We start from the raw sequence: 23,089 nt of genomic DNA, 5'->3' as shown, positions 1-23,089 counted from the left end.
GCCGGCAGGCGAGCGGTCCTCCGCCGCCCGGCTACCGCCGCCGGGGAGGCGGCTGTCCCGGCGGCGATCCGAAGGTCCGGCGCAGCCTGGCGGCGTCCCGGCGGCGTCCCAGGGCCTCCAGGACGTCGGCCTGCACGGCCAGGGCGTGGGCGAGTTCGGGTGCGACGGCTTCCGGGGCGGCCGCCGCGAGCAGCCGGTACAGCTCCACGGCCTCGGTGGCCGCGGCCAGTGCCGCGGGCAGGTCGCGCCGCGCGCGGCTGCCGATCCAGGCCACGGCCGACAGCGACCGTGCCAGTTCCGGCGCGCACCGGGCAGGGTCCTCGCCGGCCAGGGCGCGGGAGCGGTCCGCCGCCCCGGTCGCGGCGGACAGCGCCTCCTCCCAGTGCCCGGCCATGGCCAGCCGGATGCCGAGGTCGCTCTCCGCCCGCGCCAGCTCCGGCCCGTACCGGACGGGCCCGGAGCGGTCCAGCCACCGGTAGGTCGTGACGGCCCGTCGGGTGGCGTCGGCCGCCTCCTCCCACCGCGCGAGCGCGTGCCGGAGGTCCCCGAGGCGGGCGCAGGACTGCGCGAACCGGGGCAGGCAGCGGGGATCGTCGGCCGCCAGGCCGAGGTACAGGGCCGAGGCCAGGGCGGCGGCGAACTCCGCCTCCTTCCACCGGCCGCCCGTGTCCGGGAGCGCCGTCGCCCACTCGTCCAAGGCCGCAGCGGTCTCCCACTGGAGCCGGCGCGCGCCGAACCCCGTGACGAACCGCGCCGCCTCGGACACCCGCGCCGCCTCGGACACCCGCTGCGCGTCGGACACCCGCTGCGCGTCGGCCGGCCCGGCTTCGCCCGAGGCGAGCCCGCCGACGGCGATGCGGAGGACCGAGGCGGGAACGTCCAGACCGCCGGCGCCCTCCGCCGGGGCCTGCGGGGGGCGGATCCGCAGGGCCGCGGCCGCGAGCGCGAACGCCTGCTCCCAGCGCTCCAGACGCACCAGGAACAGGCTCAGGGTGGTCAGGGAAGTCACCAGGTCGTCCGAATGGACCGGGAAGTCCGCCTCGGCGAGCTGGCACCGGATGCGTACCGCGGCGCTCATCGGGGCGACCGCATCGGCGTCCCGGCCGAGCCGTCCCAGCATGTGCCCGAGGTCGTGCAGTGCTACGGCGAGGGGCTGTTCGAACCGCTCCGGCGAGGTGGCGGACAGGTCCTGCCAGAGGTCCACCGCCTCGCGGGTGGCCGCCACACCCTCCTCGGGTCGGTCCAGCGTGCCCAGCAGGTGGCCCTGATCGGTCAGCGCGGCTGCCAGCGCCGACCGGTGCTGCTCCTCCCCGCCGCGGGCCGGCCCGCGCCGGGCGGCGATCTCCTCGGCGACGGCCTCCAGTGCCTCCGGCAGGCGTCCCTGCTCACGCAGCAGTCCGGTCAACTGCCGGAGCGCGTCGGCGGTCTCCGGGACGGGGGACGGCTCGCCCGGCGGGGCCGGATCGTGCGGCTGGGCGGGCTCGTGCGGGGCCGGATCGTGCTGGGCGGGCTCGTGCGGCTGGGCGGGCTCGCGCGGGGCCGGGACGGCCTCCCACGCGCGCAGGACCCGGACGGCCTCCCGCAGCTGCGCGATCGCCTCCGGCCGACGGCCGAGCTCCCGCAGGCAGCGGCCCAGGTTCGCGAGGGACTTGCCGAGCCGGAGCCCGAAGGCGGCGGGATCGCCGTGGGCGAGCTCCCGGAAGGTCGCGGCCGCCTGCTCCAGGTGCGCCAGCCCTTCCTGAGGACGGCCCAGCACCGCCAGGCGGCGGCCGAGTTCGAACAGGCAGTTCCCGAGATCCGCCCGGTGCCGCGCCGGATGCACCGCGCTGAGCGGGCGCAGCAGCGCGGCCGCCCGCTCGGTCGGTGCCACCGCCTCCTCCAGCCGCCCGACGTTCTCCAGGCAGCGGCCCAGGTCGTACAGCGAGGTCGCCAGCGACTCCTGGTGGGCGACGGGGTCGGTGTCGGCCAGCTGCTGCTGGATCCGCACGGCCCGTTCCGTGACCGCCAGGGCCTCCTCCGGCCGTCCGGCGCGGGTGAGCCGGTTGCCGAGATTGGTCAACGCCGCCGCGAGATCGTCCTGGTGCCCGGCCGGGTTGGCCACGGCCAGCCGTTCCAGGATCGCCACCGCCTCCGCGGCCGCCGCCAGGGCCTCCTCCAACCGTCCGGCGCGGGCGAGCCGGTTGCCGAGATTGGTCAGGGAAACGGCCAATCCTGCCTCGTGGGCGGCCCGGTTGCCGCGTGCCAGCACCCGCTCGATCTCCACCGCCCGCTCGGCCGGGGCGACCGACTCCGTGCGGCGGCCGAGCTCTCCCAGGTACGAGCCCAGAGTGGCCAGCGCCACCGAGAGCCCGTGGTGGTGCGCATCCGGGTCGGTGGCCGCCAGCGGCTCCAGGAGCTCCACCGCTCGCTCCGCCGTTCCGACGGCCTCCTCCCACCGTCCCGCCCCCGCGAGCTGGTTGGCCAGGGTGATCAGCGCGACGGCGAGCGACGACGCGTGCTCCCCGCGCCTGTGGTGGATCTCGACCGCCCGCCGGGCCGCGGCCGTTGCCTCCTCGGTGCGCCCCAGCTTCCCCAGGACGGAGGCCAGGTTGCCGAACACCGTCCCCAGACCCTCCTCGTAGCGCTCCGGCTGCCGCTCGGCCAGACCCCGCAGGAGCTCCACGGCCTGCCCGTAGGCGATCAGTGCCTCCTCCTGCCGCCCACGGTCCGTCAGCCAGTGACCGTGGGCGTTCAGGGCCCTGGCCGCCTCGGCGCGGTCGGCCGGAGGGCCGGGAGCCTCCTCGCCGCCGAAGCCGTCCTCGCCGCCAACGCCGTCCTCGCCGTCAACACGGTCGATGCCGTCAACGCCACCGGAGCCGCCGACGCTGCCGATCCCGCCGATGCCGGCGACAAGGGCCCCCGTCAGCCGCACACCGAGGGGGCCCAGCACGTGCGAGGGGAACGGCAACGCCGAGACCGCCCGGGCCAGCGCCGCCCGGTGCAGGGGCGTGGTGTCCAGGGCGTGGTGCAGCGCCAGCAGGGTGTGATCGCTCTGGGTGAGCCGGTGGGCGTTGTAGTGGGCGGTCGCTGCGCGGGCCAGGACGGTGACGAGCTGCGCCTGCTGCTGCGCCGAGGCCCCGGCCAGCAGCGCGGCGGCCGGCCGGTCGCCGCCGGTCAGCAGGCCGGAGGCGTGGTACTCGGCGACGCGGTCCGGCTGGAGCTGCCCCCAGTAGCTGTCCGCCCCGGCCGGGTAGAGCGAGTGCAGCCACGCCGCCAGCTCGCCCGCACGTTCCCCGGGGAGCCCGGGCACCCGGCGGAGCGTGGACCGGGCCTGCGCGGGGTCGGCGGCACCGCAGACCGCGGCGACCGCCACCGCCCGCGCCAGCGTGCTCCGGGGAAGGTCCGCCAGCCGGAACGGGGGAAGGCCCGCCGTGTCCTCCCAGTAGCGCTGCTCGTGGCGGAGCAGGCTCGCCTCGGCGGGCTCGCCCGCGGTGCCGGGCAGGGGCGCGGGGCCGGCCTGGAGCAGGGCGACCAGTGCCGTCATCTGCAGGGTGAGGACGGACTCGTACGCGGCGTCGGCGAGTTCGGCCGGGGCGGGGACGGAGCGCGCCAGGGTGGGCCAGTCGGTGCCCGCCAGTCCCGGGACGTGGCCGGCGATTTCGGCGAAGTCGTCCACCGCCTGGGAGAAGGCCGCTCTGCGGGCGGCGACGGCGTCCTCGGCGTCGCCGGGAGGAAAGAGCGCGGTGAGCTCGACCAGGGGTGCGGTGGCGAGCAGTTCGCGGGTGAGCGCCGGGGCGCCGAGCACGTCGGTCCGCCACTCGCCGTCGGCCCGGGCCAGCAGGAGGAGGCGGGCGCGGCCACGGGTGCCGGACAGCAGCCGGATGACCTCGCGCACCAGCCGGGGCCGGCCGTCCGCGTAGTCGACGACGAGGGCCAGGGGGAGCGCGGTGTCCAGACCCGCCGGCTCCAGGCCCGCCGGCTCCAGGCCCGCCGGCTTCGTGCCTGCCGGCTCCAGGCCCGCCAGGTCCTCCGTCGTGTCCGGCAGGTCCGTGCGCAGCCGGCCGGCGATCCAGCCGTCGCGGTGCATCGTCTCGCTCCAGCGGCGGGCCAGCCGCGTCTTGCCCTGCCCGCCCGGCCCCACCAGGACGCGCACCGAGATCCGCTCGGGGCCGTCGGACCAGGCTCGGAGTTCGGCCAGTTCCCGCGCGCGGCCGTGGAAGCGGACCGTCTCCGCGTCGGCGCGCAGCAGCATCGCGGCCGACCGCAGGTCACGGCTCCTGGCGGCCGGCTCGAACAGGCGGCGGCACTCGACGGCCTCCAGGAGCGGTTCCCACGGCGGATCCGTCGCCAGGGCCGCCCGGAACGCACCGTCCTCCAGCAGCGCCCGGGCCGGGGTGGCCGTCAGCCGGGTGCCGGAGGCGGCCCGGCGGTCCTGGCGGATGACCCCCACCAGCAGGTCGCCCGCCAGGACCGCGGCGCCCGACATCCCGGACCAGCGGCTCACCGTGGCGGCGGGCCGGCCACCCAGCGGCACGGTCGGCGCGCTGCTGGAGACCTCGTACCGGCCGGCCAGGGATCCGGTGCCGGGCTGGATGACGCCGGTCAGTTGCTCGTCCAGGCGCCGCCCGTCCGCCGGGTCCCGCTGCATCCGGGGGAAGCCGGCGACCGTCACCTCCTGCGGACGGGTCCCGATCAGCCGGCCCCAGCGCTGCGGGGGCCGCGTCCGGATCTCGCCCAGTGACGGCGGCACGGTCCAGCCCGGCCCGAGGACCTCCAGGAGCGCGGCGTCGACCGCCTCGTCCTTGCGGTACCAGAGCACCCGGGCCGGATGCTCCTCGCCCGGCCCCGCCCCCGCTCCCGGCCCCGGCCCCGCTCCCGCTCCCGGCCCCGCTCCCGGCCTGGACACCGTCACGCCGGCGGCGTTCGTCCCCGCCGGACCGTCCAGGACGTGGGCCGCGGTCAGGACCAGCCGGGGGCCGACCAGGTACCCGGTCCCGAAGCTGCGCGCGCCGGCCTCCGGCGCCCCTGCCCTGATCTGCACCCGACGGTCGAACTCCACGGTGCCCCCCGCCGACGATCACGGCCCGGTTACTCGGTGTCGCTCACGTCGATGGCGCCGCCGGCCGGGAGGTGGGGCTGCAGCCGCAGCGTGACCCGGTGCGAACTCGTCTCGGTGCGCTCGCGCTTGCCGCCGAACCCGACCACGCTGAACCGGAGCCCCGCGTCCGCGCCCTGGGAGCGGGCGAGTTCGAGGCTGAGCTCCAGGGTCACCTCGCCGAGCCCGAAGAGCACGCCCTGGTCGCCCTCCGCAGCCACCCGGTCCAGCGCTTCGGCCAGTTGGTCGCGCAGCAGCGAGACCGCGTCCGCGAGATCGAGCCAGTCGCCGGGGGCCCCTTGCACGTCCGACACCACGACTCCCTTCGTGCGTGGCCCGTGGGCGTCAACTGCCCCCGGGGTGGCCTGACTTCACAAGCTACCAGCCGGATCCCGGAGGCGCTGGCGGAGCGGCGGATCACGCTGCCGGGTGTCCTCGGCCGGACCGCACGGCGCACCGGGCCACGTGTGCCACCTGCCGCCGGTCGTCACCGCCGAGGGCTTCCCCGCATTTCCCCACGGCTTCCCGCGTCCTGCCCGGCGCGAGAGCCTCGACGTCCTGGGCGCGGTCCTGGCGACCGGCGGAGTCGGGCCGCCGGCACCGCCTGGAACTGGACGCCCCCGGCGACCTGATGTCGGTCACCTCCCGCCACGGCACCCGCCTCGAAAGGCGCACCGGCACCCCGCTGACCGCACGGTGGTCCGGCAGCCCCTGCCGGACCACCCCCGTCCGCCGCAGGGCGTCCGCTCGTCGACCGGGTCAGCGCCGCAGGCCGAGCAGTTCGGCCGTCTCGGTGCGCCGGTTCCAGGCGATGACGGCCAGCGGCACCATGAAGATGAACGGGGTCCCGGCGTTCTCCCCGTGCATCGCGGTGAGCTGGGTGAGGAACGCGAACGCCAGGAAGACGATGAGCGCCGCCGCGGCCGGCCCGGCCAGCCGCCCGACCAGCAGGCCGATCGCCCCGGCGAGCTCCACCAGCCCGGTGAGGTACATGAACCAGTGGCCCCAGCCGATGGCGTCGAAGACGGTGGTGGCGGCGGGGAGCGCGAGCAGCTTGGGCAGCGCGCTGGCCAGGGCGAAGAAGAGCGCGAGCAGGACCCGCAGCGTCCAGACCAAGCGGACGGCGGCCTTGCCGGACTTCACGGCGGTGGCGGTGGTGGCGGTGGTGGCGGTGGTGGCGGTGCTGGACATTTCAGGTCTCCCCGGTGCGGCTGTCGTTGCTTTCCCAGGTTTGACCGCCGCCACCGTCCGAACTCATCGGTCCGGTGAGAAGAAATTTCCCGGGCCTTCCAGCAGCCCGACGCTTGGGCCGGCTAGATGGGCTCCCCGACCTCCAGGACGACCTCGCGCGGCGTGCCGGACGTCTTGATCTGCGCGCTGACGACTGCGCCACGCTGGAGAACCACCCAGGTCTCGTATCCGCTCGGCGTGGCTTCGAAGATCATGTACTCGCTGCTCGACACGCTGTCGACAGCCCGGGCCGATCCGCTGACGGACCCGTAGCCACCGAGGAGTTCCTCCCCGCCGATGGACTTGGTCGGCGGGCCGAGGGTCTCGACCAGCCGGTCCCTGGTCATCCCCACCTGCAGTCGAGCCGCCGGGTGGTCCTGCCAGTTGCTGCTGTTGCTCTCGGCCTTGGCCTTGCGCTTGAAGAACGGCATGTCGTACGGGCTCCCCTCCGTAGGCCGCCCGCCCGCCCGGAACAGGCCGTACCCGTCGACGGGCGGTTGCACCAGGAAGTCTGACCCGGGATCAGGATCGACGGCAACACCGAAGCCGGGCCGGACGGGGAGAACGGAACACGGCCCACTGCTTCGCCAACGCGGTCACCGGGTGAAGGAGCTGTGGGCGGTCGGGTCGAGCAGGTGGCATCCCAGGCTCATATCTCGCTCAAATCCCTTCCATTATAGGTGAGTTGAGCCACATCCTCGACGTGTCCGTGATGTGCACCATCCCTTCTGCCGGAGGCAGTGATGAGCACGAAGCGCATGGGAGTCGCCCGGAAGGTCCTCGTGGCCGTGGGAGTGGCCGCCGGCCTGGCGTTCGCGAACGTGAGCACCGCGAGCGCAGCCGGATATCCCGAGGGCGTCTGGAACACCAACCACAACTTCGACGTGCACTTCTACTCGGGCGGCTGCCGCGTGGAGGCCAAGTTCAGCTATACCGGCGGCCTCATCTCGAACACGCCCACCTGGGTCGGCACCGCCGTCCGCTCGGGCGAGCGCACCTGCAACCTCTTCGTCTACACCGTCTACAAGGGTGCGGACGGAAAACTCCACGGCGTCTACGACCGCGGGCGCCGCGACGTCATGGTCGCCGGCCGCGGCCAGCGCTGCTGGATGGTGGTAGGAGTCCAGCGGCCCGACTTCACCTGGTTCAGCCAGACACTCTGGTCCACCAACCCCGGCAACTGCGCCAAGGCGACGTTCTAGGGGCGGGAGAGACCCGGGCGAGCCGAGCGGGCCGCACGGTGACCGGGCCGCACGGTGGCCGGGCTGCCTCGGGATGAGACCCGAGGCAGCCGCCCGCCTGTCCACCATCGTCGCCTCCGGCCGGCCCCACCGGGCCGCCTCGTGCTTTCCGCGCCGCCCCGTACAGCGGGGGCACCCCGGTCGACAGACCCCGTTGTCCCGGACGACACCGAGCAGCACGCGTCGGCCGCTCGGCTGCGAGGCGGCCGCGCCCGGCGACCGCCGCCGTCCCGACCGCCAACTCCGGGAGGACGCCTACCGGAAGTCCTCCGCGTGGTCCCGCACCCACGAACGGAAGCTGCGCGCCGGGCGGCCGAGCACCTGGTGCACGGTGTCCGTCACGCGTTCCGGCTCATGGGTGAACGATTCCCAGGCCCGCAGCCGGGATTCGACGAACGCCGCGTTCCCCCAGGCCGCGGTGAGCTCGGTGCGGGCCGTCTCCGGTGCGAGCTCCTCCCAGTCCACCCCGGTGCCGGTCTCCTCGCCGATGATCCGTGCCAGTTCGGTGTGCGAGAGCGATTCGGGCCCGGTGACCACGTACTTCGCGCCGTCGTGCCCCTCCTCGGTGAGGGCGGCGACCGCCACGTCCGCGATGTCCCGTTCGTGGACCAGGGAGCGTCGCGCCCCGCCGTACGGCCAGCGGACGACGCCCTGGCGTACCTGGTCGGCCCAGCCGAGTACGTTGCCCGCGAAGTCGATGGCCCGGACGAAGGTCCAGCGCAGGCCGGAGGCGCGGATGAGCCGCTCGATCTCCTGGTGGAAGATCACCGGCGGTTCGTCGTCCGCGAGGTCGGCCACGTCCGCCGACAGGTAGACGACCCGCTCGGCGTGCTTCGCGATCAGCTCCACGACCCGCGGCTGCACCGGGATCCCGGGCCACATCAGGTAGACGGCCGCCACCCCGCCGTCCAGTGCACGTTCCAGGCTCTCCGGAACGGCCAGATCGCCCCGCACGGCCTCGACTCCCGCGGGCACCACGGCCGTCGAGACGTCCCGCACCAACGCCCGCACGTCGTGCCCGCGTTCGGCCAGCGAGGCCACGACGTGCCGGCCCACGCTGCCGTTCGCACCGATCACCAGAATCTTGGTCATGACCGCCCGAACGCCGGGCGGCCCCGCCCTATGCCCCGCCCCGCGTCTGCCCCGCACCACCTGTCGGCCCCTCGGGCTATCGTGTCGGCCCACGCGGCGCCCGCCTCGCGCGGTGCGAGGAGCGGCCGCCGACGAGGGGGAGTGCACATGCCCAAGGGGCTGGCCCAGTTCGGCTCAGGGCTCCACGCGACGAGGGCCCGGGACCAGCGCCTCGGCCCGGCCCCGCCGGGCAGCGGCGACAGAGGCCTGCTGCGCAGCGGGGCCGTCCCCTGCCTGCTGACGGTCCTGCGGCTGACGGCACACCAGCAGGCCGACAGGGGCGTCGGCATGGACTTGGCGGCGGCGCTCGTACGGGCGGGTCGGCCGGGCCTCGGTCAGCCCGTGGTGTGGCGCAGGACGTCCAGCACCTCGCCGGTGATGGCCGCCTCGGCGTGCTCGAAGTCGGGGGCGGTCAGCTGTGCGGGGTCGGCCGGCAGGCCGGTGAGCACGGGTGTGTGCAGGTGGCCGCCGGGGATCTGCGGGGCCAGGGCGAGCCGGAGCAGGTTGGAGCGGTAGGCGACTTCGTTGGAGAGGTAGCCACCGCCGCCGCCCTCGACGGAGCGTGAGCCCGGAGTCGGGCCGTCCTCGCGGTGGACGGGCTGCGTGCCGCCGACGGGGATCTCGGTGACGTCGGTGTTGAGCTTGACCGGGTAGGGCTGCTGGACGGTGGTCATGGCGGCGGTCGGCAGGCTGGTGGCGATGAACTCGGCGCCGGGGGCGAGGCCGGGCGGGTCGGCGGGGTGGTCGGGGCTGCCGCCGCCGAGGGCGTCGAGGTTGTCGGGGTAGGGATCGGCCGAGCGGGCCCGGCCGGCCCAGGCCTCCAGGGTGAACAGGCCGGGGTAGCCCTGGCTGACCGTGGTGATCAGGTCGGCCGCGCGCGGGCCGGTGCCCAGGCGCGGGGCGAAGGCGCGGTCCACGACCCCTTGGTCGAAGTCCGCGTAGCGGACCGGGAGGACGACCGTACGGATCTCGGCCCGGTTGCCGTCGGTCAGGGTGACCTGGCGGCCGTCGAGTTGCAGGGCGGCCGAGCCGGAGGGGTTGGCCCCGCGGAGTTCGGAGTCCAGACCGAAGGGGTCGAAGCCGCTGACGAAGTACCGGCGCACGCCCTGGGTGCCCCGGAAGCCGTTGTCGACCAGGCCCCGGGAGGCGTCCTCGAAGCCGCGGCGCAGGGCGGCGCGGTCGGCCGGGAACCCGGGCTGCCACTGCGCGAGTTGGAGGCTCATCGCCACCCGGGTCCAGTACAGCGGACGGTCGTCCCGGGCCGGCAGCGTGCCTGCGGGGCGCCGGCCCTGGGCGCGGTCGACGGCCGACGTCCACAGCGCCTCGCCCCAGTCCCGGAGCAGGCGCTGCGCGTCGGCGGCGGTGCGGGCGGTGCACAGGGCGGCGGGGAAGCGGCGCACGAAGTCGCCGAACCCGCCGCCGTCCACGAGCGCCGCGGTGCGGGGGTCGGAGAGCCGGGCCTGTTCCTGGTCCGGTGTCACGGTGACGTCGGTGCGGCATCCGCCGTCGGCGACGGCCGGGCCCGCGCCGGGCCCGAGCAGGGCGGCGAGGGCGGTGACGGTGCCGAGGAGGGCGAGCGCGCCCTTGGGTACCGGGCGGGTTGTACGAGAGGTCCGCATCATGGCGTGTGACATTACACATGGCACTGAAGGGGCACCAGCACGCATGCGGCGGACCGGCGTTCGTGCAGACGCCCCCGGACCGGTGACGCGGGCCCGGCCGGTCGAGGGCCTTTCCTGCGGGGTCCGTGGTTCGCGCCCGGGACCCCCGCAGGCCCGCCGTCCCGGCCCACCCGGGCCGGGACGGCGGGTGACCGTCAGGCCCGGTGCCGGAATCGGAGGGTGGGCCGCGGTGTCGCACTTCGATTCCTTCGAATATAGGACACGTCGTGCCCACTCCTGGTGTGTTGAAGGTCTTCCTCCCTGCGCTCCCGCTTCTGCCCCTGCTGCTGTCCGTCTTGCTGTCGGCGCCGGCGTGGGTTTGCCGGCCCTTCATGCCGGAGCGGAAGCAGCGGGTCGTGATCGAGGTGGTGCAGAAGCTGATCGACTGGACGCGTGCTTGCGCCAACGGCCGATAGCCGCCGGAGGAAGCGACGGGGGCGGGTGGCTGCCGGCAGCCCCCCGCCCCCGGCCGGTTCCGGGCGGCTCAGTGGTCCGGGACGGTGTACGCGGCGCGGATGCCGCCGTGGACGGGGAGTTCGGAGGCGGTCAGGTAGCCCGAGTCCGGGCCGGCGAGGTACGTGACGGCGGCCGCGATCTCGTCGAGCGTGGCGAAGCGGCCCATCGGGATGTGGGCGAAGCGCCGTCGGGTCTCCTCTTCTCCCATCCGCTCGAACATCGCGCGGGTCTCGGGGGCTTCGACCGGTCCCAGGGCCAGGGTGTTCACGCGGATACCGCGGCGGGCCAGGTGGGTGCCCAGGTCGCGTCCGAGCTGGGTCACCGCGGCCTTGGCGGCGGAGAAGGCCATCTGGGCGGTCGCGGCGCCCATGCCGGCGAGGAAGGAGCCGGTCAGCACGACCGAGCCGCCGGGGTTCATCACCGGCACCCCGTAGCGGCAGCTGAGCACCGCCGGGGTGAGAACGGCCCGGAAGACCCGCTCCCAGACCTCGGGGGACGTCTCCAGCAGGCCGTGGTCCTCGCGGTCCATGGGGCCGGCGTTGACGTGGAGCACGTCGATCCGGCCGGACTCCGCGTGGATGCGTTCGAACGCCAGTCGTGTCTCTGCCTCGCTCCGCAGGTCCGCAGCGACCACCGGGAAGGGGACGTCCAGCGGCCGCCGGTCGATTCCGATCACCCGCCCGCCCTCGGCGGTGAGCCGCGCCGCGACAGCACCGGCGATGGCTCCGCCCGCGCCAGCGATGACACAGATCCGCCCGCTCAACCGCCCCTGGTCCTCGCTGTTCCTGCTCACGGTCGCCCCTCTCGTCGTTCCGCTCGATGCCGCCAGCAGTCTCCCCGCCCGGTCCGGCCGCCGTCGATGAGCCGGGAACCGGGGAGTCGTTCGGCGGCGGCCGCTGTTGGTGGCCCCGTCCATGGAGGGTGCCGGCGGTGTGGGCGGGCCCGGCGGTGGGGTGGTACATCCCGGTGTCGGACGGCAGTTCGGGGGAAGGGAAGAGGCCCGGTGGGCCGCAGGCCCGCTCCTCGCGGCGCCGCCCGGAAGCTGCTGCCGGTACGGTGGACCGGCCGGGCCCGCGGCCGCTCCGCAGTTTTTCGCTCGTGGCCCGGAGGGGAGGCTGTCCGTGGAACCACCGGAGCGCAAGCACGAGCACGTCGCCGACACCGTCGCCAACACCGTGAGCGGCGGCACGTTCCACGGGCTGGCGGTTCAGGGCGGGGTCGTGCACGTCCACGTCTCCGAACCGCCCGCCTTCCGGGGGCCGGCGGGCGTGCCCCTGCGCTCCGTCACCGACCACGGCGGCGACTTAAGGTGTTCTTCCTGGGGCTCCGCCGGTTCTCCGGCCCGGGACGCTAGCGGAGCGCATTGGCCGGCGACTGGGTCAGGACGCAGGTGAACCCGACGCCCCAGTCGTCGCGGTCGTCGCAGCGCAGTTCCCGGTTGCCGAAGGCGTCCAGCAGGTCCTCCAGCGGGATGACGGTCGCCTCGGCGTCGGGCTCGGCGACGTGCCGCACTTCGATCCAGCCTTCGCGGACGAACCGGACCACCGGAGCGAGGTCCGCCGCCACGTACGCCCGCAACTCCTCGCCGGCCAGCCCGGACGGCAGATCGTCGAGGATCCCGAACGGTCCGGTCAGCCAGCCGCTTGCCTCCATGGCGCACACCCGGACCCGGTCCTCGTCCTCCGTCAGGTCCAGCTGATGGATGGTGGGCGGGGCGCCCGGAGCGTATGCCGCGGCCTCCCACTGCCGGTGCCCCGCCTCGGTCGCCCGCAGCGAGAGGTCCGGCGCCTTGGACCCGCCGTCCGGCGTCCGGATCCACGTCGCCGGGTCGGCCGCCATCTGCTCCAACTCGGTGCCCACCACCTCTGGGCTGTCCTCCTGGACGAACATGGTGTCGAGCGCCCGACGCAGCGTCAGCCACCCGCCCGCGACCAGTCGAAGCGCCGCCGACGCCAACTCGGGTACTCGCGCCGCCTGCTCCTCGAGCGAGGCACCGCGCCACCTCGGCGCCTCGGGCGAGCCCGCCCAGCGCAGCACCGCCGCGACGTGCTGCGCGGTGCCACGCGGATTGGTACCGCGAACGGCGCGGCGGACCAGCACCTGCTCGGTGAGGGTCAGTTCGTCCCAGGTCTTCACGGCACAGGATCTTGACACATTCGCCCGCTTCGACCTGCAAGGTTTCCCCCTGCAGGACCGTCTACCGGCCCGGCGCCACGGCATCCTCACGTGGCAGCTCGCACCGGTCAAGATCGCGTGTCAGAGGACACTCACTGCCCCCGCCGGGTGTCCTGTGACACCGAACCTTGAGCGCGTGCCATCGAGGTTTGATCGGGGACCGGGCATCTATAGGGGTGAGTAGGTCTGGTACTTGCCTTGCAAGGATGAGGCGGCTGCGCTGGCCACGTCGGTGCGGGGGCTGGCTGCGCATTCTTCGAGGAACGTTTTGACCGCGGGGCCTGGCCATCCCGCTGCGGCGGCCGTGGCCCAGAACCGGAGTCCGTCGTGAGGGTCCAGGGGGCCGAGGAAGTCGAGGACGTAGTCGATCGTGGCCGCGTCTGGAGTGAGACGCTGCATGGCGACCGATCGCAGGGCGCCGTCGGCGAGCATCGGGGTTCCGCTGTCGAGGCACCATCGCAGGGAGCCGGCTATGTCCTCGGGCGTGCTCAGCCGGACGATGGCGTCGCCGAGGGCGACATAGACCATGGTGGCCCTGATGGGGCGCTGGGCCAGTTCCTGAAGCAGACCGAGCGCAGGTCGGTGGCCGCACGTGCCGAGAGCCATGACGATCTGGTACTGCGTCTCCCATGTGCGGGTGTCGCGAACCTCCCGTTGAAGGGCCTCCAGCAGCGACGGGCCTGCGATGGGGTCGGCAAGCCGACGCAGGCGCGTTGCAGCGGAACGCCGCTTGGGTGAGAGCCGGTGGCCGAGCTGGGCCACAGCCTCGTCCAACGTCAGTGCCATCTCGGTCCCTATCTATTCGGTTCCATCTCGGTGACAACGTAGGTCTTCGCACTGACAGGCGCCCTGCTGCACCTGATCACCAGCCATCAAAACCGATCAAACTTCGATGGCATGAACTTGCCGATGGTCAAGCATCACTGGCAAAGATCAAACTTCGACGGCACGGGATACCGGCCTGCGGACCGCGGCCAGCCTCACCCTTGAGGGTTCTCGATGCCGAGGATCTCGCGGTGCCCGTCGGCGTTGACACCGACCGCGACCAGGGCGTGGACATTCACCACCCGGCCGCCCTCGCGGACCTTCGGGGTGAGCGCATCGACCCAGACGAACGTGTAGGGGCCCTGGTCGAGCGGGCGGTTGCGGAACTCGGCCACCCGGTCGTCCAAGTGCCTTGCCATCTCCGATACCTGGGACTTGGACAGCTGGGTGACGCCGAGGCTCTCGGCGAGCTTCTCGACCCGCCGGGTGGACGTCCCGAGCAGGTAGCAGGTCGCCACGACGCTGATCAGGGCCTGCTCGGAACGACGCCGGGGCTCCAGTAGCCAGCCGGGGAAGTAGGAGCCGGAACGAACGCGCGGGATCGCCAGGTCGATCGTGCCGACGCGGGTGTCCCAGCCTCGATTGCGGTAGCCATTACGGGAGTTGACGCGGTCCTCGCCCGGGCAGCCGTACTCGCCGCCACAGGCCCGGTCGACGTCGGCGGACACCGTCGCCTCGGCGAAGGTCTTCACCATCGCGCGCAACAAGTCCGGACTCGCCGAGGCCAGGTTCTCCTCCAGCAGGGCGGCAAAGGGCAGACTGCCGGGTGCAGTCATCGTGCGGATCTCCTTCAAGAGCTTGGTCGTTCTCGAAGAATCAGTCGGTGGCCGTCTTATGTTCTCGGGCGACACCCGCTACCGGGACGAAACCCCCGGATCAGGTGTAACCCGTACACCACTTCCCTGGACGCTACCTGGGACTCGGCTCCGGGTCGATCGGAGTCGCCGGGGACCGGCGCGCTGCCGGCCGTGAAAGCCTGTGGATCTGTGACTGGCGCCCATGATCGACTGAGGGCATGAGCTTGTCGGTTTATGTGTTCGTCGTCGGTGAAGGCGGCAAGAGGAGCCTGCTGGATGTCCCGGAGGGCAGTTCCTGCCTAGCGGGATTCGAGAGCTGGCGCACTTCCGTGTGGGGGTCCGAGGCCGTGCGCTCGTTGGGGGTGACCTTCTTCCCGGTCCTGGCCGACAGTGACCTCACGGTCAGGCCGGACCAGGTGGCGGATTTCCTGGATGAATGCGCCTTGATCCGGAGCAACCTCGAACTCGTCGCGCCCAGCGCCGACCCGGCGAAGTCGCATGCGGAGTACGTTCGGCAGATCTCCGAGCGCCTGCGGAACATCGAGGACGCCGCCGCGCGTGCGCGGGGGGTCAGCGGAGGCGTGATCATCTGGTAGGGCGTCCGTGCCGGACTATTCCGGTGGGAGGGATGGCCGGGGCCGGGGGAGGCCGAGGTCGACGGCGGGCCGACGGTAGCGGCGGCCGGCTTCGTCTCTCTTGCCGCGAAGGACGGTGAGGGTGAGGTCGATACCTTCGATCCCACCGATCCAGCCTTCGACTTCAGCACGCTGGCGCCGGTCGAGGAGGCCCCCGCCGGTCTGGCCTGCCCGCCGCCGTCCCGTCGTCGTTGCCGTTCCGCGCTGACTGGATCGTGCTGCTTTCAGCGTGAGGCGCCCGGGTCCGTAGGCCTTGAGGGCGTTTCGACGGCGTCGGGCAGGGCGTCGGGGTCCTGCGACACCGGGACGCGCAGCAGGTGTTGCTTGCCGGGGCGAGGGGCAGAGGATCTGCCCGACTGCCGTGAGCGCTGCGGATCCTGAAACCCGATCACCGGCCCGAACGCGCCGCCCTCCATCGGTGTATCGTTGCCCCGAGATTAAACGGGGAGCAATCCCCATTTCTGGGGCTGGGGAGAGAAGGACGCCATGAACGGCACGGCACTGGTACTGGGCGGCGGCGGACCGGTCGGCGGCGCGTGGCTGACCGGCGTACTCGCGGGCCTCACCGCCGGCGGGATCGACCTGACGACCGCCGACACCGTCATCGGCACCTCCGCCGGAGCCGTCTTCGGCGCCCGGCTCGCGAGCGGCGAACCCGCCCGCGAGCTGTACGAACGTCAACTGGCCGACCTCGACCGGGTCGAGATGGACGTCACCGCCGCGCAGACCTTCCGCTTCCTGTGGGCAGCGATGGCCACCCGCAACCCGGATCGCTCCGTCCGGCGCCTGGGCCACGCCGCCCTGACCGCGCGCACCACCCCCGCCCACGACCTGTCCGAAACCGTGCGCACCCTGCTGCGCGACGCCACCACCTGGCCCGCACAGGCGCTGCGCATCACCGCCGTGGACGCGGAGACCGGCAGCGTCGAGGCCTTCGATGCGGGCTCCGGGCTCGACCTCGCGGACGCGGTCGCCGCCAGCTGCGCCGTCCCCCTGGTCTGGCCGCCCACCGCCGCCCTGGGACGGCGGTGGATCGACGGCGGTACCCGCTCCACCGGCAACCTCCAGCTGGCCGCCGGCCACCGGCAGGTGCTGGCCGTCTCGCCCGTGCCCACCGCCGTCGGGCCGCATCCCAGCGCCCAGCAGCAGGCGGCGGAGCTGCGCGCCGCCGGCACGCACACCACCCTGATCACCCCGGACGCCGACGCCCGCCGCGCGATGGGACGCAACCTGACCGCCAACGCCCGGCGCCCGGCCGCCGCCCGGGCCGGCCACCGCCAGGGCGCGGCCCTCGCCGCCTCAGTCGCCCGCATCTGGCCGGCCGAGCACACAATCGGAGGGTGAGCGGCGGGTCCGGGCGGCGGCCGGGCCCGCCACCCGTTGAGCAACGGCCTCGCGTTCAGGTGACCGCCGCCCACGAGTACCAGCCCTACGCCCACTCAACTCCGTGCTCGGCGAGCTCGGCGAGGCCTGCGGCTGCGGGTCAGGAGCAGGTCTTGTCCGGGTGGTCATGGGTGATGGCGCAGATCATCGCTTTGGCCCGGCCGTTGTTCGGATACTTGCGCTGGAGCTCGTCCTCGAAGTTCCGCCACTGGCGTGCGATGTCTTTGACGGCGAGGTCGTAGGCGCGGTCGAAGTTGTGGTCGATGACCGAGCGCGGGCTGTCCTTCGTGTCCTTGTTCAGCACCCCGTCGTGGGTGACGCGCCCCGCGCAGTTGGAGGCCGTTCCGCTGTGGTCGCGGTCCGGATAGCAGCCGGTCGCCAGGTCGTGCGGGATGTGGCCGGTGGCGTCCTTGATCCAGTCCGCCTTGCTCATGGAGCTGTAGCGGCTGATGGAGAAGAACGCGGGGAGGTCGGTCCTGCCCAGCCCCGGGGGGTTCTTGACGCCGATGGCTCCCGGGCCGGCCCGGTCGGCCCAGTTGCTGTGGGCGTAGAAGTCCTCGATCTGGTGCCAGCCGCGGCCCAGGTCCTCCAGGACCTCGCACTTCGCCCGTCCCGGTTGGTCGTTCCAGTCACAGGCCGGTGAGATGGAGGTCTGGGCGGCGACGACGTGCCCGTTCGCGTCGACCAGCCGGTCCGCGGCGGCGACGGCCCGCTTGAAGTTGTGGACGGAACTGTCGATGCAGTCGATGATCTCGGCGTCGGCCTGCCCGCGGGTGCGGGGGTAGCCGCCGCCGTACCGGGGGTCGAGGTAGTCGGCGTTGTCGCAGTGGAGCTTGCCGATGTCGAAGTACTGGCCGTGGTCGTTGGCGACGATCGCGCCCGAGCTCCCGTTCGCCATCGCCGTCAGCGAGTTCGGGTGCCAGCCCGCGGCTCCCAGGGCGGCCCGGGTGATCTTCTCGTGGTTCTCCCCGCTGAAGGCGTGCGCCGGTGCCGCGGCGCCGAGGACGACGGAACACGACAACGCGAGGCAAGCGGCGCCGGGTCCGCGCAGGCGCCGCCGGCGGGAAGCGGAGGTGGAATTCATGAGATCTCCAGGTGCGTGATGGACGTCTTCGGCGGGCATGCATCCGGGCACGGCGTCTCGTCAGTGCCCGCCCAGGTCCGTGGCGATATTCGCTGACGAACCATCAAGGTTCGCACCCGATACGTTAGTTGCCGGGATCGACTTCCGATAGACCGCCAGTGCCTCACGATTTCCGGCCGCGCGCTTGCGCCGTCCCTCTGCCACGAGGCTGTCGCCGTGCTGCACCGGGCCCGCCGGCCCTGTCAGCGCTGCCGGCGTCCCGGCCAGCGGCGAGCGAGGCCCTCCCGTAGACGGTTCACACCGGTCAGGATGGGGCCGAAGAACGGAATCGCCGCTGCCAGCAGGCACTGGGCGCTCGCCGCGACCGGCAGGTGCAGGAGAAACAGCCCGTAGGCGCACGCCAGCGGCAGGACGAACGACGTCCCTGCCACGGCACGGCCGGTCCGCTTCAGGCCGCGGGGGACCCCGCGGCCCGTGTTGTCCGCCGCCCACGCCTTGACCGCGATGGCGAAAAATGCGAGGACCACGGCGGTTACTTCCACGGTGGTCAGGACAACGGTCACGAGAACATCGATTACCAACTGCGACATCCGGTCATCCTTGCTCGGATCGCCGGCCCCGTCTTGAGTACGGGTACTCAAGTCTGTTACTGCTGATGCGTTTTGCCTCTGGCTACGGCAGTCGCGCTGGTCCGTGGTGCTCGCGATGGGCACGTGGCCGGAAGGGAGGCTCACCAGCCGGTCACGGTGCCGTGTCGTCGGGAGCACCGGACCCACGGTCCGCGCAGCGATCGGCCGGTGGAAAGCTCGGCCAGGACCCGCACCCTCCAGCGCCGGCCCTACGCCCACTCGACTCCGTGCTCGGCGAGTTGCGCGAGCTGACCGGGGCCGATCTCGGCCCGGCGGGCCTTCGTGTTGTTCCGGAGCGCCCCCAGGCCGACCGGCCGCCCTTCCGAGCCGTCGCCGGCCCGGTCCGGGGTCCGCGCCCGCTCCCGCTGCGCCGGGCGGCGGGGGCTGACCCCGCCGCCCGGCCTGGCCCCTCGCGTACGGGGCGCAGCCGGTGGGCGGGGCTACTGGAACGGTCGGGCGAGGATGCCCAGCTGTTCCTCGGCGAGGGCGCCTATGGGGCCGGGGGTGCCGAGGTGGGCCACGATGGTGGTCTCGAACAGCTCCAGCATCGAGTGGGCCTCGTGGACGGTCTGGAGGGTGTAGCCGGCGTGCTTTTGTCGGTCGCCGCCCAGGGCGGGGATGCGGCCGGTGATGACCTCGTTGTGGATGGTCTCGGCGGTCTTGATGGTGTGGCGGTACTTGTCGCGCAGGAAGTCGACCATCGCCTGGGTGTCGTTCATCGTGTCATAGTGGCGCACTGGCCGCCGGAGCACACACTTTGGAGGCGAGGAGGGTTTCGTGGGCTGGCTCCCGTGTGCGGTGTCGGCACACCGTTCTGCGGGCCCGTCACCGACACCCCCGTGCCCGGTCCGGCCCGAGTGCTCCGCCCGCCCCTCCGAACCCGAGAACGAGGGCTGACCTCACCGCCCGGCCCTCCTCGTCTGGGACGGAACCGGTGACCGGGGAGGGGGCGACGGGAGTGTCCGACCGGCCACCGGATCGCCGGACGCGTCCTCGACGATGCGGTCATCCCGTTCGACGCGGTGCCCGGTACGCCCTGTACAGGTCGTCGAGGCGCAGTGGCGCGGGTTCGGGCAGCGGTGTGTCGTCCGTCGGCCGGCAGGACTGGAAGAAGTAGGCGAGCAGGCGGCGGGACGCGGCCATGGAGGCCGCCGGGGAGTCCCGCAGGACGCCGTTGTTGGCCAGAAGCAGCAGCGTGACGTCGCTGCTGTCGAAGTCCTTGCGCAACTGTCCGGTGTCCTTCGCGCGCTGGACCAGCAGGGCGAGGGATTCCCCGGCGCGGGCACGTTCACGCCGGACGTCGGGCGCGTCGGGGAATTCGGCGAGGAACGCGGCGCTGAAGCCGCGGTCCTCGGCCTGCATCCGGCAGATCCGGGTGAGGGCGGTGCGAAGTCCGCGCCAGGGATCGTCGTCCGCAAGGGCCTCGTCGACGGCCGCGACGCACTGGCCGAGTTGTTCGGAGAACGCGGCCGCGATCAGCGAGTCGCGCGTCGGGAAGTGCCGGTAGAGGGTGGCGGCACCCACACCGGCCCGGCGGGCGATCGCGCTGGCAGGCACGTCGGGGCCGTCGAGGGCGTACGCGTCGCGAGCGGCCCGCAGGAGCCGGGCGCGGTTGTTCCGGGCGTCGGCCCGCTGCGCCGGGGCGGGGGTGCCGGCGGGGGAGGTGGACGGGTTCCGAGACAGTCCGTCAGGCATGTCTCCCACTTAAACACAAACGGAAGAGGTCGACCGTTTAGCGGGTTAGCGTGACGCGATGCCGCGGGTTCCCGCAGCCGGCCTCCTGCCGCGGAGGCCGGCGACCGCGGGTTCTCCCGTCGAATGCCGTGCCGTGTGTATGGAGGCTTTCCGTGTTCGCTGTGCAGTACCACCGCTACGGCGGTTCCGAGGTTCTTGCCGTCGAAGAGGTCGAGGAGCCGCACGCCGGGCCCGGTCGAGTCCGGATCGCCGTGCGTGCCACCGGCGTCACCCCTGCCGACTGGTACCTGCGTTCAGGGATGCTGCGGGACTTCGTTCCCTTGAGCCTGCCCCACATACCGGGCATGGATGCCGCGGGCATCGTCGACGAGGTGGGGGAGGGGGTGACCGGCACCGCCGTGGGAGACGCGGTCTTCGGTCTCGTCCCCTTCGCGGACCGGGGCGGCGCCGCGGCCGAGCACGCCGTGCTGGAGGCGTGGGCGCCCAAGCCCCGGTCGTGGTCCTTCGGGGAAGCCGGCGGTGCCGCGGGCAACGTCGACACGGCCACGCGCGTACTGGAAGCCCTGGACGCCGTCGAGGGCATGACCTTGCTGATCGAGGGCGCCGCCGGCGGCGTCGGGACCATCACCGCACAACTCGCCCGGGCCCGCGGCCTCACCGTGATCGGCACCGCCGGCGAGGGCAATCACGGTTTCCTCGAGGGGCTCGGCGTCGTACCCGTCACCTACGGGCCTGGCCTGGCCGATCGCCTCGCCGCACTGGCTCCGCGCGGTGTCGACGTGGTCCTGGACGCGGCGGGCAAGGGCTCCCTCGCCGAACTGGTGGCCATCGTCGGCGACCCGAACCGCGTGGTGACCATCGCGGACTTCGACGCCGCCCGGCACGGAGTGCGGTTCTCCCGCTCCGAGGCCGGAGGGTCACCGGGCTGGGCAGGGCTGCCGTTGGCGGCGGACCTGGCCGATCAGGGCCGCCTCATCGTCCCCCTGCACGCCGCGTTCCCGCTGAAGGAGACCGCCGCGGCCCATGACGCCAGCGCCGCCGGCCACGCACGCGGAAAGATCGTCATCACCGTGCCCTGAGTGATCGCCCTCGAACTGCCCCGTTCACCAATGCTGTTGGGACCGGCGGCGGCAACGCCGCCGAGCGCACACCGCACGCCGACCCCCGCCTGCACAGTGGCCGGCACCGGCCCCTCCCCGACACCGATGACCGGTCGCACACCAGGCCGGGAATTTTCCGCGGCCCGACCCGGAGACAGCGCGCCCGGCCGTCGTCATGATGTTCTCCGGGACGCTGGCTACGCGTTGGTAACAACGAAGCGTGGTCACACGCGTCCTCCGACAGGTCATCAGGAATCCCAGCCACCCGGGGGAATCATGCGCAAACGCACGTCCAGGCTGCTCGCAGCCGCCGTCACCGCCGCCCTGACCGCCACCGCCACGGCCGCCACCGCCGGCCCGGCGTCGGCGACGGCGCGCTCCACCACCGCCACCACCGCGAGCGACCCCTTCTACTCCTACGACGACAGCACCCCGCTGGCCTCGTTCGCGCCGGGCACCGTGCTCAAAACGCGGACCCTGCCGTACCACGTCCTGGGGCTGCCCACCCCGGTGACGGCGGTCCAGCTGCTCTACCGCACCATCGACGCCCAGGGGCGCCCGTCCGCCAACGTGACCACCGTGCTCCGCAGCCTGACCGGGGACAGCGGCAGAGCCGTCTCCTACCAGTCCTTCTACGACTCGCTCGACCCGGAGGACGGCCCCTCCCGGGCAGTCGCCGGGAACCTCAGCCTGGGCGGCGCGATCCCGAACATCGAGGCGATGTACATCGTGCCGCTGCTCGCCCAGGGCTACAACGTGGTGCTCCCGGACACCGAGGGCCAGAACGCCGACTTCGGAGCCGGGCCGGAGTACGCCACCACCACCCTGGACTCGATCCGGGCCGCGAGCGCGTCCCCGGCGACCGGCCTGACCCCGGACACCCGCTTCGGGCTGATGGGGTACTCCGGCGGCGCCGTCGCCAGCGCCTGGGCGGCCGCGCTCGCACCCGGCTACGCGCCCGAGGTCAACGCCAGACTGGTCGGCTACGCCGAGGGCGGGCTGCTGGTGGACCCGGCGCACATCAACAGGTACATCGACGGCTCGCTGGTGTGGAGCGGGATCATCCCGATGGCGCTGGTCGGGGCCTCGCGCTCCTACGGCACCGACCCCACGCCCTACTTGAACGACTACGGCCTGTCGGTCCTGCGGCAGCTGGAGCACGGCTCACTCACCGACGCCGTGGGCCACTACCCCGGGCTGAGCTGGAAGGCGATGGCCAAGCCCCAGTACGCCGACCCGAACTCGGTGGAGCCCTACGTCATGGCCGTCAACCGGACCAACCTCGGTTCGGCCCCGACCCCGACCGTGCCCGGCTACCTCGCCCAGGGCAACGCGGGCATCCTCGAAGGCACCTTCGCCAACCCGGCCGGCATCGGCACGGGCGACGGCGTGATGGTCGCCGGGGACGTGCGGGCGCTCGCCCGTCAGTACTGCGCGACCGGCACCGCGGCGGTCGCCTACCAGCAGTACGACTTCCTCAGCCACTTCGGCGTCCCCGCCGTCTGGGCCCCGCAGGCCCTGGCCTGGCTGAACGACCGCTTCGCCGGCCGCCCGGCCCCCTCCGACTGCGGTCACATCCCGGCCGGCAACTCCCTCGCCCCGGAACAGCCCGTACCGGCCTCCTGACCTCCGGCCAGGCGCCGATAAGGCGCGCCGGGGCACCCCGGGAAGGCACGGGACCTGGTGATCACGGGGCAGCGACGCCCTGTGATCACCAGGCGGTGCAGGGGACCAGGCCCACGACGAGCCACGCCCTGCGGACCCGCGCCGCCGGGACCGGCAGGGCGACTCGCCCCGACCCCGGCGCCCCCGGCCCGAGGGGACCGGGCGAGACCGCCGCAGGCGTGTCACCGTCCCGGAGCAGGCCTGTGCAGGGCAGCTACTGGCAACCGGTCAGAGGCGCCGACAGCGTCCGGCGGAAGAGGCACTCAGGTAGGGGGCCACCCGGCTACGGCTCTCGTGGGGGCGACGAC

At 73.2% G+C, this 23,089-nt stretch carries 18 protein-coding genes and 1 pseudogene; 5 read left to right on the top strand and 14 right to left on the bottom strand.

The window, feature by feature from the left end; all coding sequences use genetic code 11:
- Window positions 1-31: 31 nt before the first annotated feature.
- The 4 genes from ACFXDE_RS27810 to ACFXDE_RS27795 all read right to left on the bottom strand — a co-directional run bounded on the left by ACFXDE_RS27810 (window position 32) and on the right by ACFXDE_RS27795 (window position 6,807).
- Window positions 32-5,038, bottom strand: coding sequence for a tetratricopeptide repeat protein (locus ACFXDE_RS27810; protein WP_380497425.1), 5,007 nt, complete (start codon window positions 5,036-5,038; stop codon window positions 32-34).
- A gap of 29 nt (window positions 5,039-5,067) precedes the next feature.
- The gene (locus ACFXDE_RS27805; RefSeq protein ID WP_380497424.1) at window positions 5,068-5,388 is read right to left on the bottom strand and encodes a trypco2 family protein; all 321 of its coding nucleotides are present in this window, start codon (window positions 5,386-5,388) and stop codon (window positions 5,068-5,070) included.
- A gap of 445 nt (window positions 5,389-5,833) precedes the next feature.
- Entirely contained in the window at window positions 5,834-6,265 is a 432-nt protein-coding gene (locus ACFXDE_RS27800; RefSeq protein WP_380497423.1) for a DoxX family protein, read from the bottom strand.
- Window positions 6,266-6,387: 122 nt separating this feature from the next.
- Window positions 6,388-6,807 carry a hypothetical protein gene (locus tag ACFXDE_RS27795; protein ID WP_380497422.1) on the bottom strand — a complete coding sequence of 140 codons (420 nt, stop codon included), beginning with the start codon at window positions 6,805-6,807 and terminating at the stop codon, window positions 6,388-6,390.
- A gap of 240 nt (window positions 6,808-7,047) precedes the next feature.
- On the opposite strand from ACFXDE_RS27795, the gene ACFXDE_RS27790 reads away from it, so the two are divergent.
- Window positions 7,048-7,506: a hypothetical protein gene (locus ACFXDE_RS27790; protein ID WP_380497421.1), complete on the top strand. Its 459-nt coding sequence runs from the start codon at window positions 7,048-7,050 to the stop codon at window positions 7,504-7,506.
- 294 nt (window positions 7,507-7,800) lie between these two features.
- Here the strand turns inward: ACFXDE_RS27790 and ACFXDE_RS27785 are convergent, their stop codons facing one another.
- The 6 genes and pseudogenes from ACFXDE_RS27785 to ACFXDE_RS27760 all read right to left on the bottom strand — a co-directional run.
- Complete coding sequence (locus ACFXDE_RS27785) at window positions 7,801-8,637, bottom strand: NmrA family NAD(P)-binding protein (protein WP_380497420.1); 837 nt, start codon at window positions 8,635-8,637, stop codon at window positions 7,801-7,803.
- A 374-nt stretch (window positions 8,638-9,011) separates the two neighbouring features.
- On the bottom strand, window positions 9,012-10,298 hold the full coding sequence (locus ACFXDE_RS27780; protein ID WP_380497419.1) for a pyroglutamyl peptidase: 1,287 nt from the start codon (window positions 10,296-10,298) through the stop codon (window positions 9,012-9,014).
- A 523-nt stretch (window positions 10,299-10,821) separates the two neighbouring features.
- The gene (locus ACFXDE_RS27775) at window positions 10,822-11,586 is read right to left on the bottom strand and encodes an SDR family oxidoreductase (RefSeq protein WP_380497418.1); all 765 of its coding nucleotides are present in this window, start codon (window positions 11,584-11,586) and stop codon (window positions 10,822-10,824) included.
- A gap of 557 nt (window positions 11,587-12,143) precedes the next feature.
- A complete protein-coding gene (locus tag ACFXDE_RS27770) occupies window positions 12,144-12,929 on the bottom strand; it encodes a hypothetical protein (RefSeq protein WP_380497417.1) in 786 nt (261 codons plus the stop codon).
- A 207-nt stretch (window positions 12,930-13,136) separates the two neighbouring features.
- The gene (locus ACFXDE_RS27765) at window positions 13,137-13,754 is read right to left on the bottom strand and encodes a HEAT repeat domain-containing protein (RefSeq protein ID WP_380497416.1); all 618 of its coding nucleotides are present in this window, start codon (window positions 13,752-13,754) and stop codon (window positions 13,137-13,139) included.
- A 209-nt stretch (window positions 13,755-13,963) separates the two neighbouring features.
- A pseudogene (locus ACFXDE_RS27760) lies at window positions 13,964-14,569 on the bottom strand (transposase); the annotation flags it as partial.
- Window positions 14,570-14,808: 239 nt separating this feature from the next.
- Here ACFXDE_RS27760 and ACFXDE_RS27755 point away from each other — a divergent pair.
- Both ACFXDE_RS27755 and ACFXDE_RS27750 read left to right on the top strand, forming a co-directional pair.
- The gene (locus ACFXDE_RS27755; RefSeq protein WP_380497415.1) at window positions 14,809-15,186 is read left to right on the top strand and encodes a hypothetical protein; all 378 of its coding nucleotides are present in this window, start codon (window positions 14,809-14,811) and stop codon (window positions 15,184-15,186) included.
- Between the two features lie 525 nt (window positions 15,187-15,711).
- The gene (locus ACFXDE_RS27750; protein WP_380497414.1) at window positions 15,712-16,569 is read left to right on the top strand and encodes a patatin-like phospholipase family protein; all 858 of its coding nucleotides are present in this window, start codon (window positions 15,712-15,714) and stop codon (window positions 16,567-16,569) included.
- Between the two features lie 139 nt (window positions 16,570-16,708).
- On the opposite strand, the gene ACFXDE_RS27745 is transcribed toward ACFXDE_RS27750, so the two are convergent.
- The 4 genes from ACFXDE_RS27745 to ACFXDE_RS27730 all read right to left on the bottom strand — a co-directional run bounded on the left by ACFXDE_RS27745 (window position 16,709) and on the right by ACFXDE_RS27730 (window position 20,016).
- Window positions 16,709-17,692 carry a CinY protein gene (locus ACFXDE_RS27745; RefSeq protein WP_380497413.1) on the bottom strand — a complete coding sequence of 328 codons (984 nt, stop codon included), beginning with the start codon at window positions 17,690-17,692 and terminating at the stop codon, window positions 16,709-16,711.
- Between the two features lie 242 nt (window positions 17,693-17,934).
- Window positions 17,935-18,282: a hypothetical protein gene (locus tag ACFXDE_RS27740; RefSeq protein WP_380497411.1), complete on the bottom strand. Its 348-nt coding sequence runs from the start codon at window positions 18,280-18,282 to the stop codon at window positions 17,935-17,937.
- 479 nt (window positions 18,283-18,761) lie between these two features.
- Entirely contained in the window at window positions 18,762-19,040 is a 279-nt protein-coding gene (locus ACFXDE_RS27735; protein WP_380447010.1) for a hypothetical protein, read from the bottom strand.
- A 286-nt stretch (window positions 19,041-19,326) separates the two neighbouring features.
- Window positions 19,327-20,016 (bottom strand): TetR/AcrR family transcriptional regulator, encoded by a 690-nt coding sequence (locus ACFXDE_RS27730; RefSeq protein WP_380497410.1) that lies wholly within the window; start codon window positions 20,014-20,016, stop codon window positions 19,327-19,329.
- A gap of 152 nt (window positions 20,017-20,168) precedes the next feature.
- Here ACFXDE_RS27730 and ACFXDE_RS27725 point away from each other — a divergent pair, with 152 nt between their 5' ends.
- Together ACFXDE_RS27725 and ACFXDE_RS27720 are read left to right on the top strand one after the other, a co-directional pair.
- On the top strand, window positions 20,169-21,095 hold the full coding sequence (locus ACFXDE_RS27725) for an NADP-dependent oxidoreductase (protein WP_380497409.1): 927 nt from the start codon (window positions 20,169-20,171) through the stop codon (window positions 21,093-21,095).
- Window positions 21,096-21,392: 297 nt separating this feature from the next.
- Window positions 21,393-22,742: a lipase family protein gene (locus ACFXDE_RS27720; protein WP_380497408.1), complete on the top strand. Its 1,350-nt coding sequence runs from the start codon at window positions 21,393-21,395 to the stop codon at window positions 22,740-22,742.
- The last annotated feature ends 347 nt before the right edge of the window (window positions 22,743-23,089 follow it).

The sequence above is a fragment of the Kitasatospora sp. NPDC059408 genome (assembly GCF_042751525.1).
Classification (GTDB): domain Bacteria; phylum Actinomycetota; class Actinomycetes; order Streptomycetales; family Streptomycetaceae; genus Kitasatospora.
Note: the sequence above shows the minus strand (reverse complement) of the source record. Positions and strands in the feature narration are given on the sequence as shown.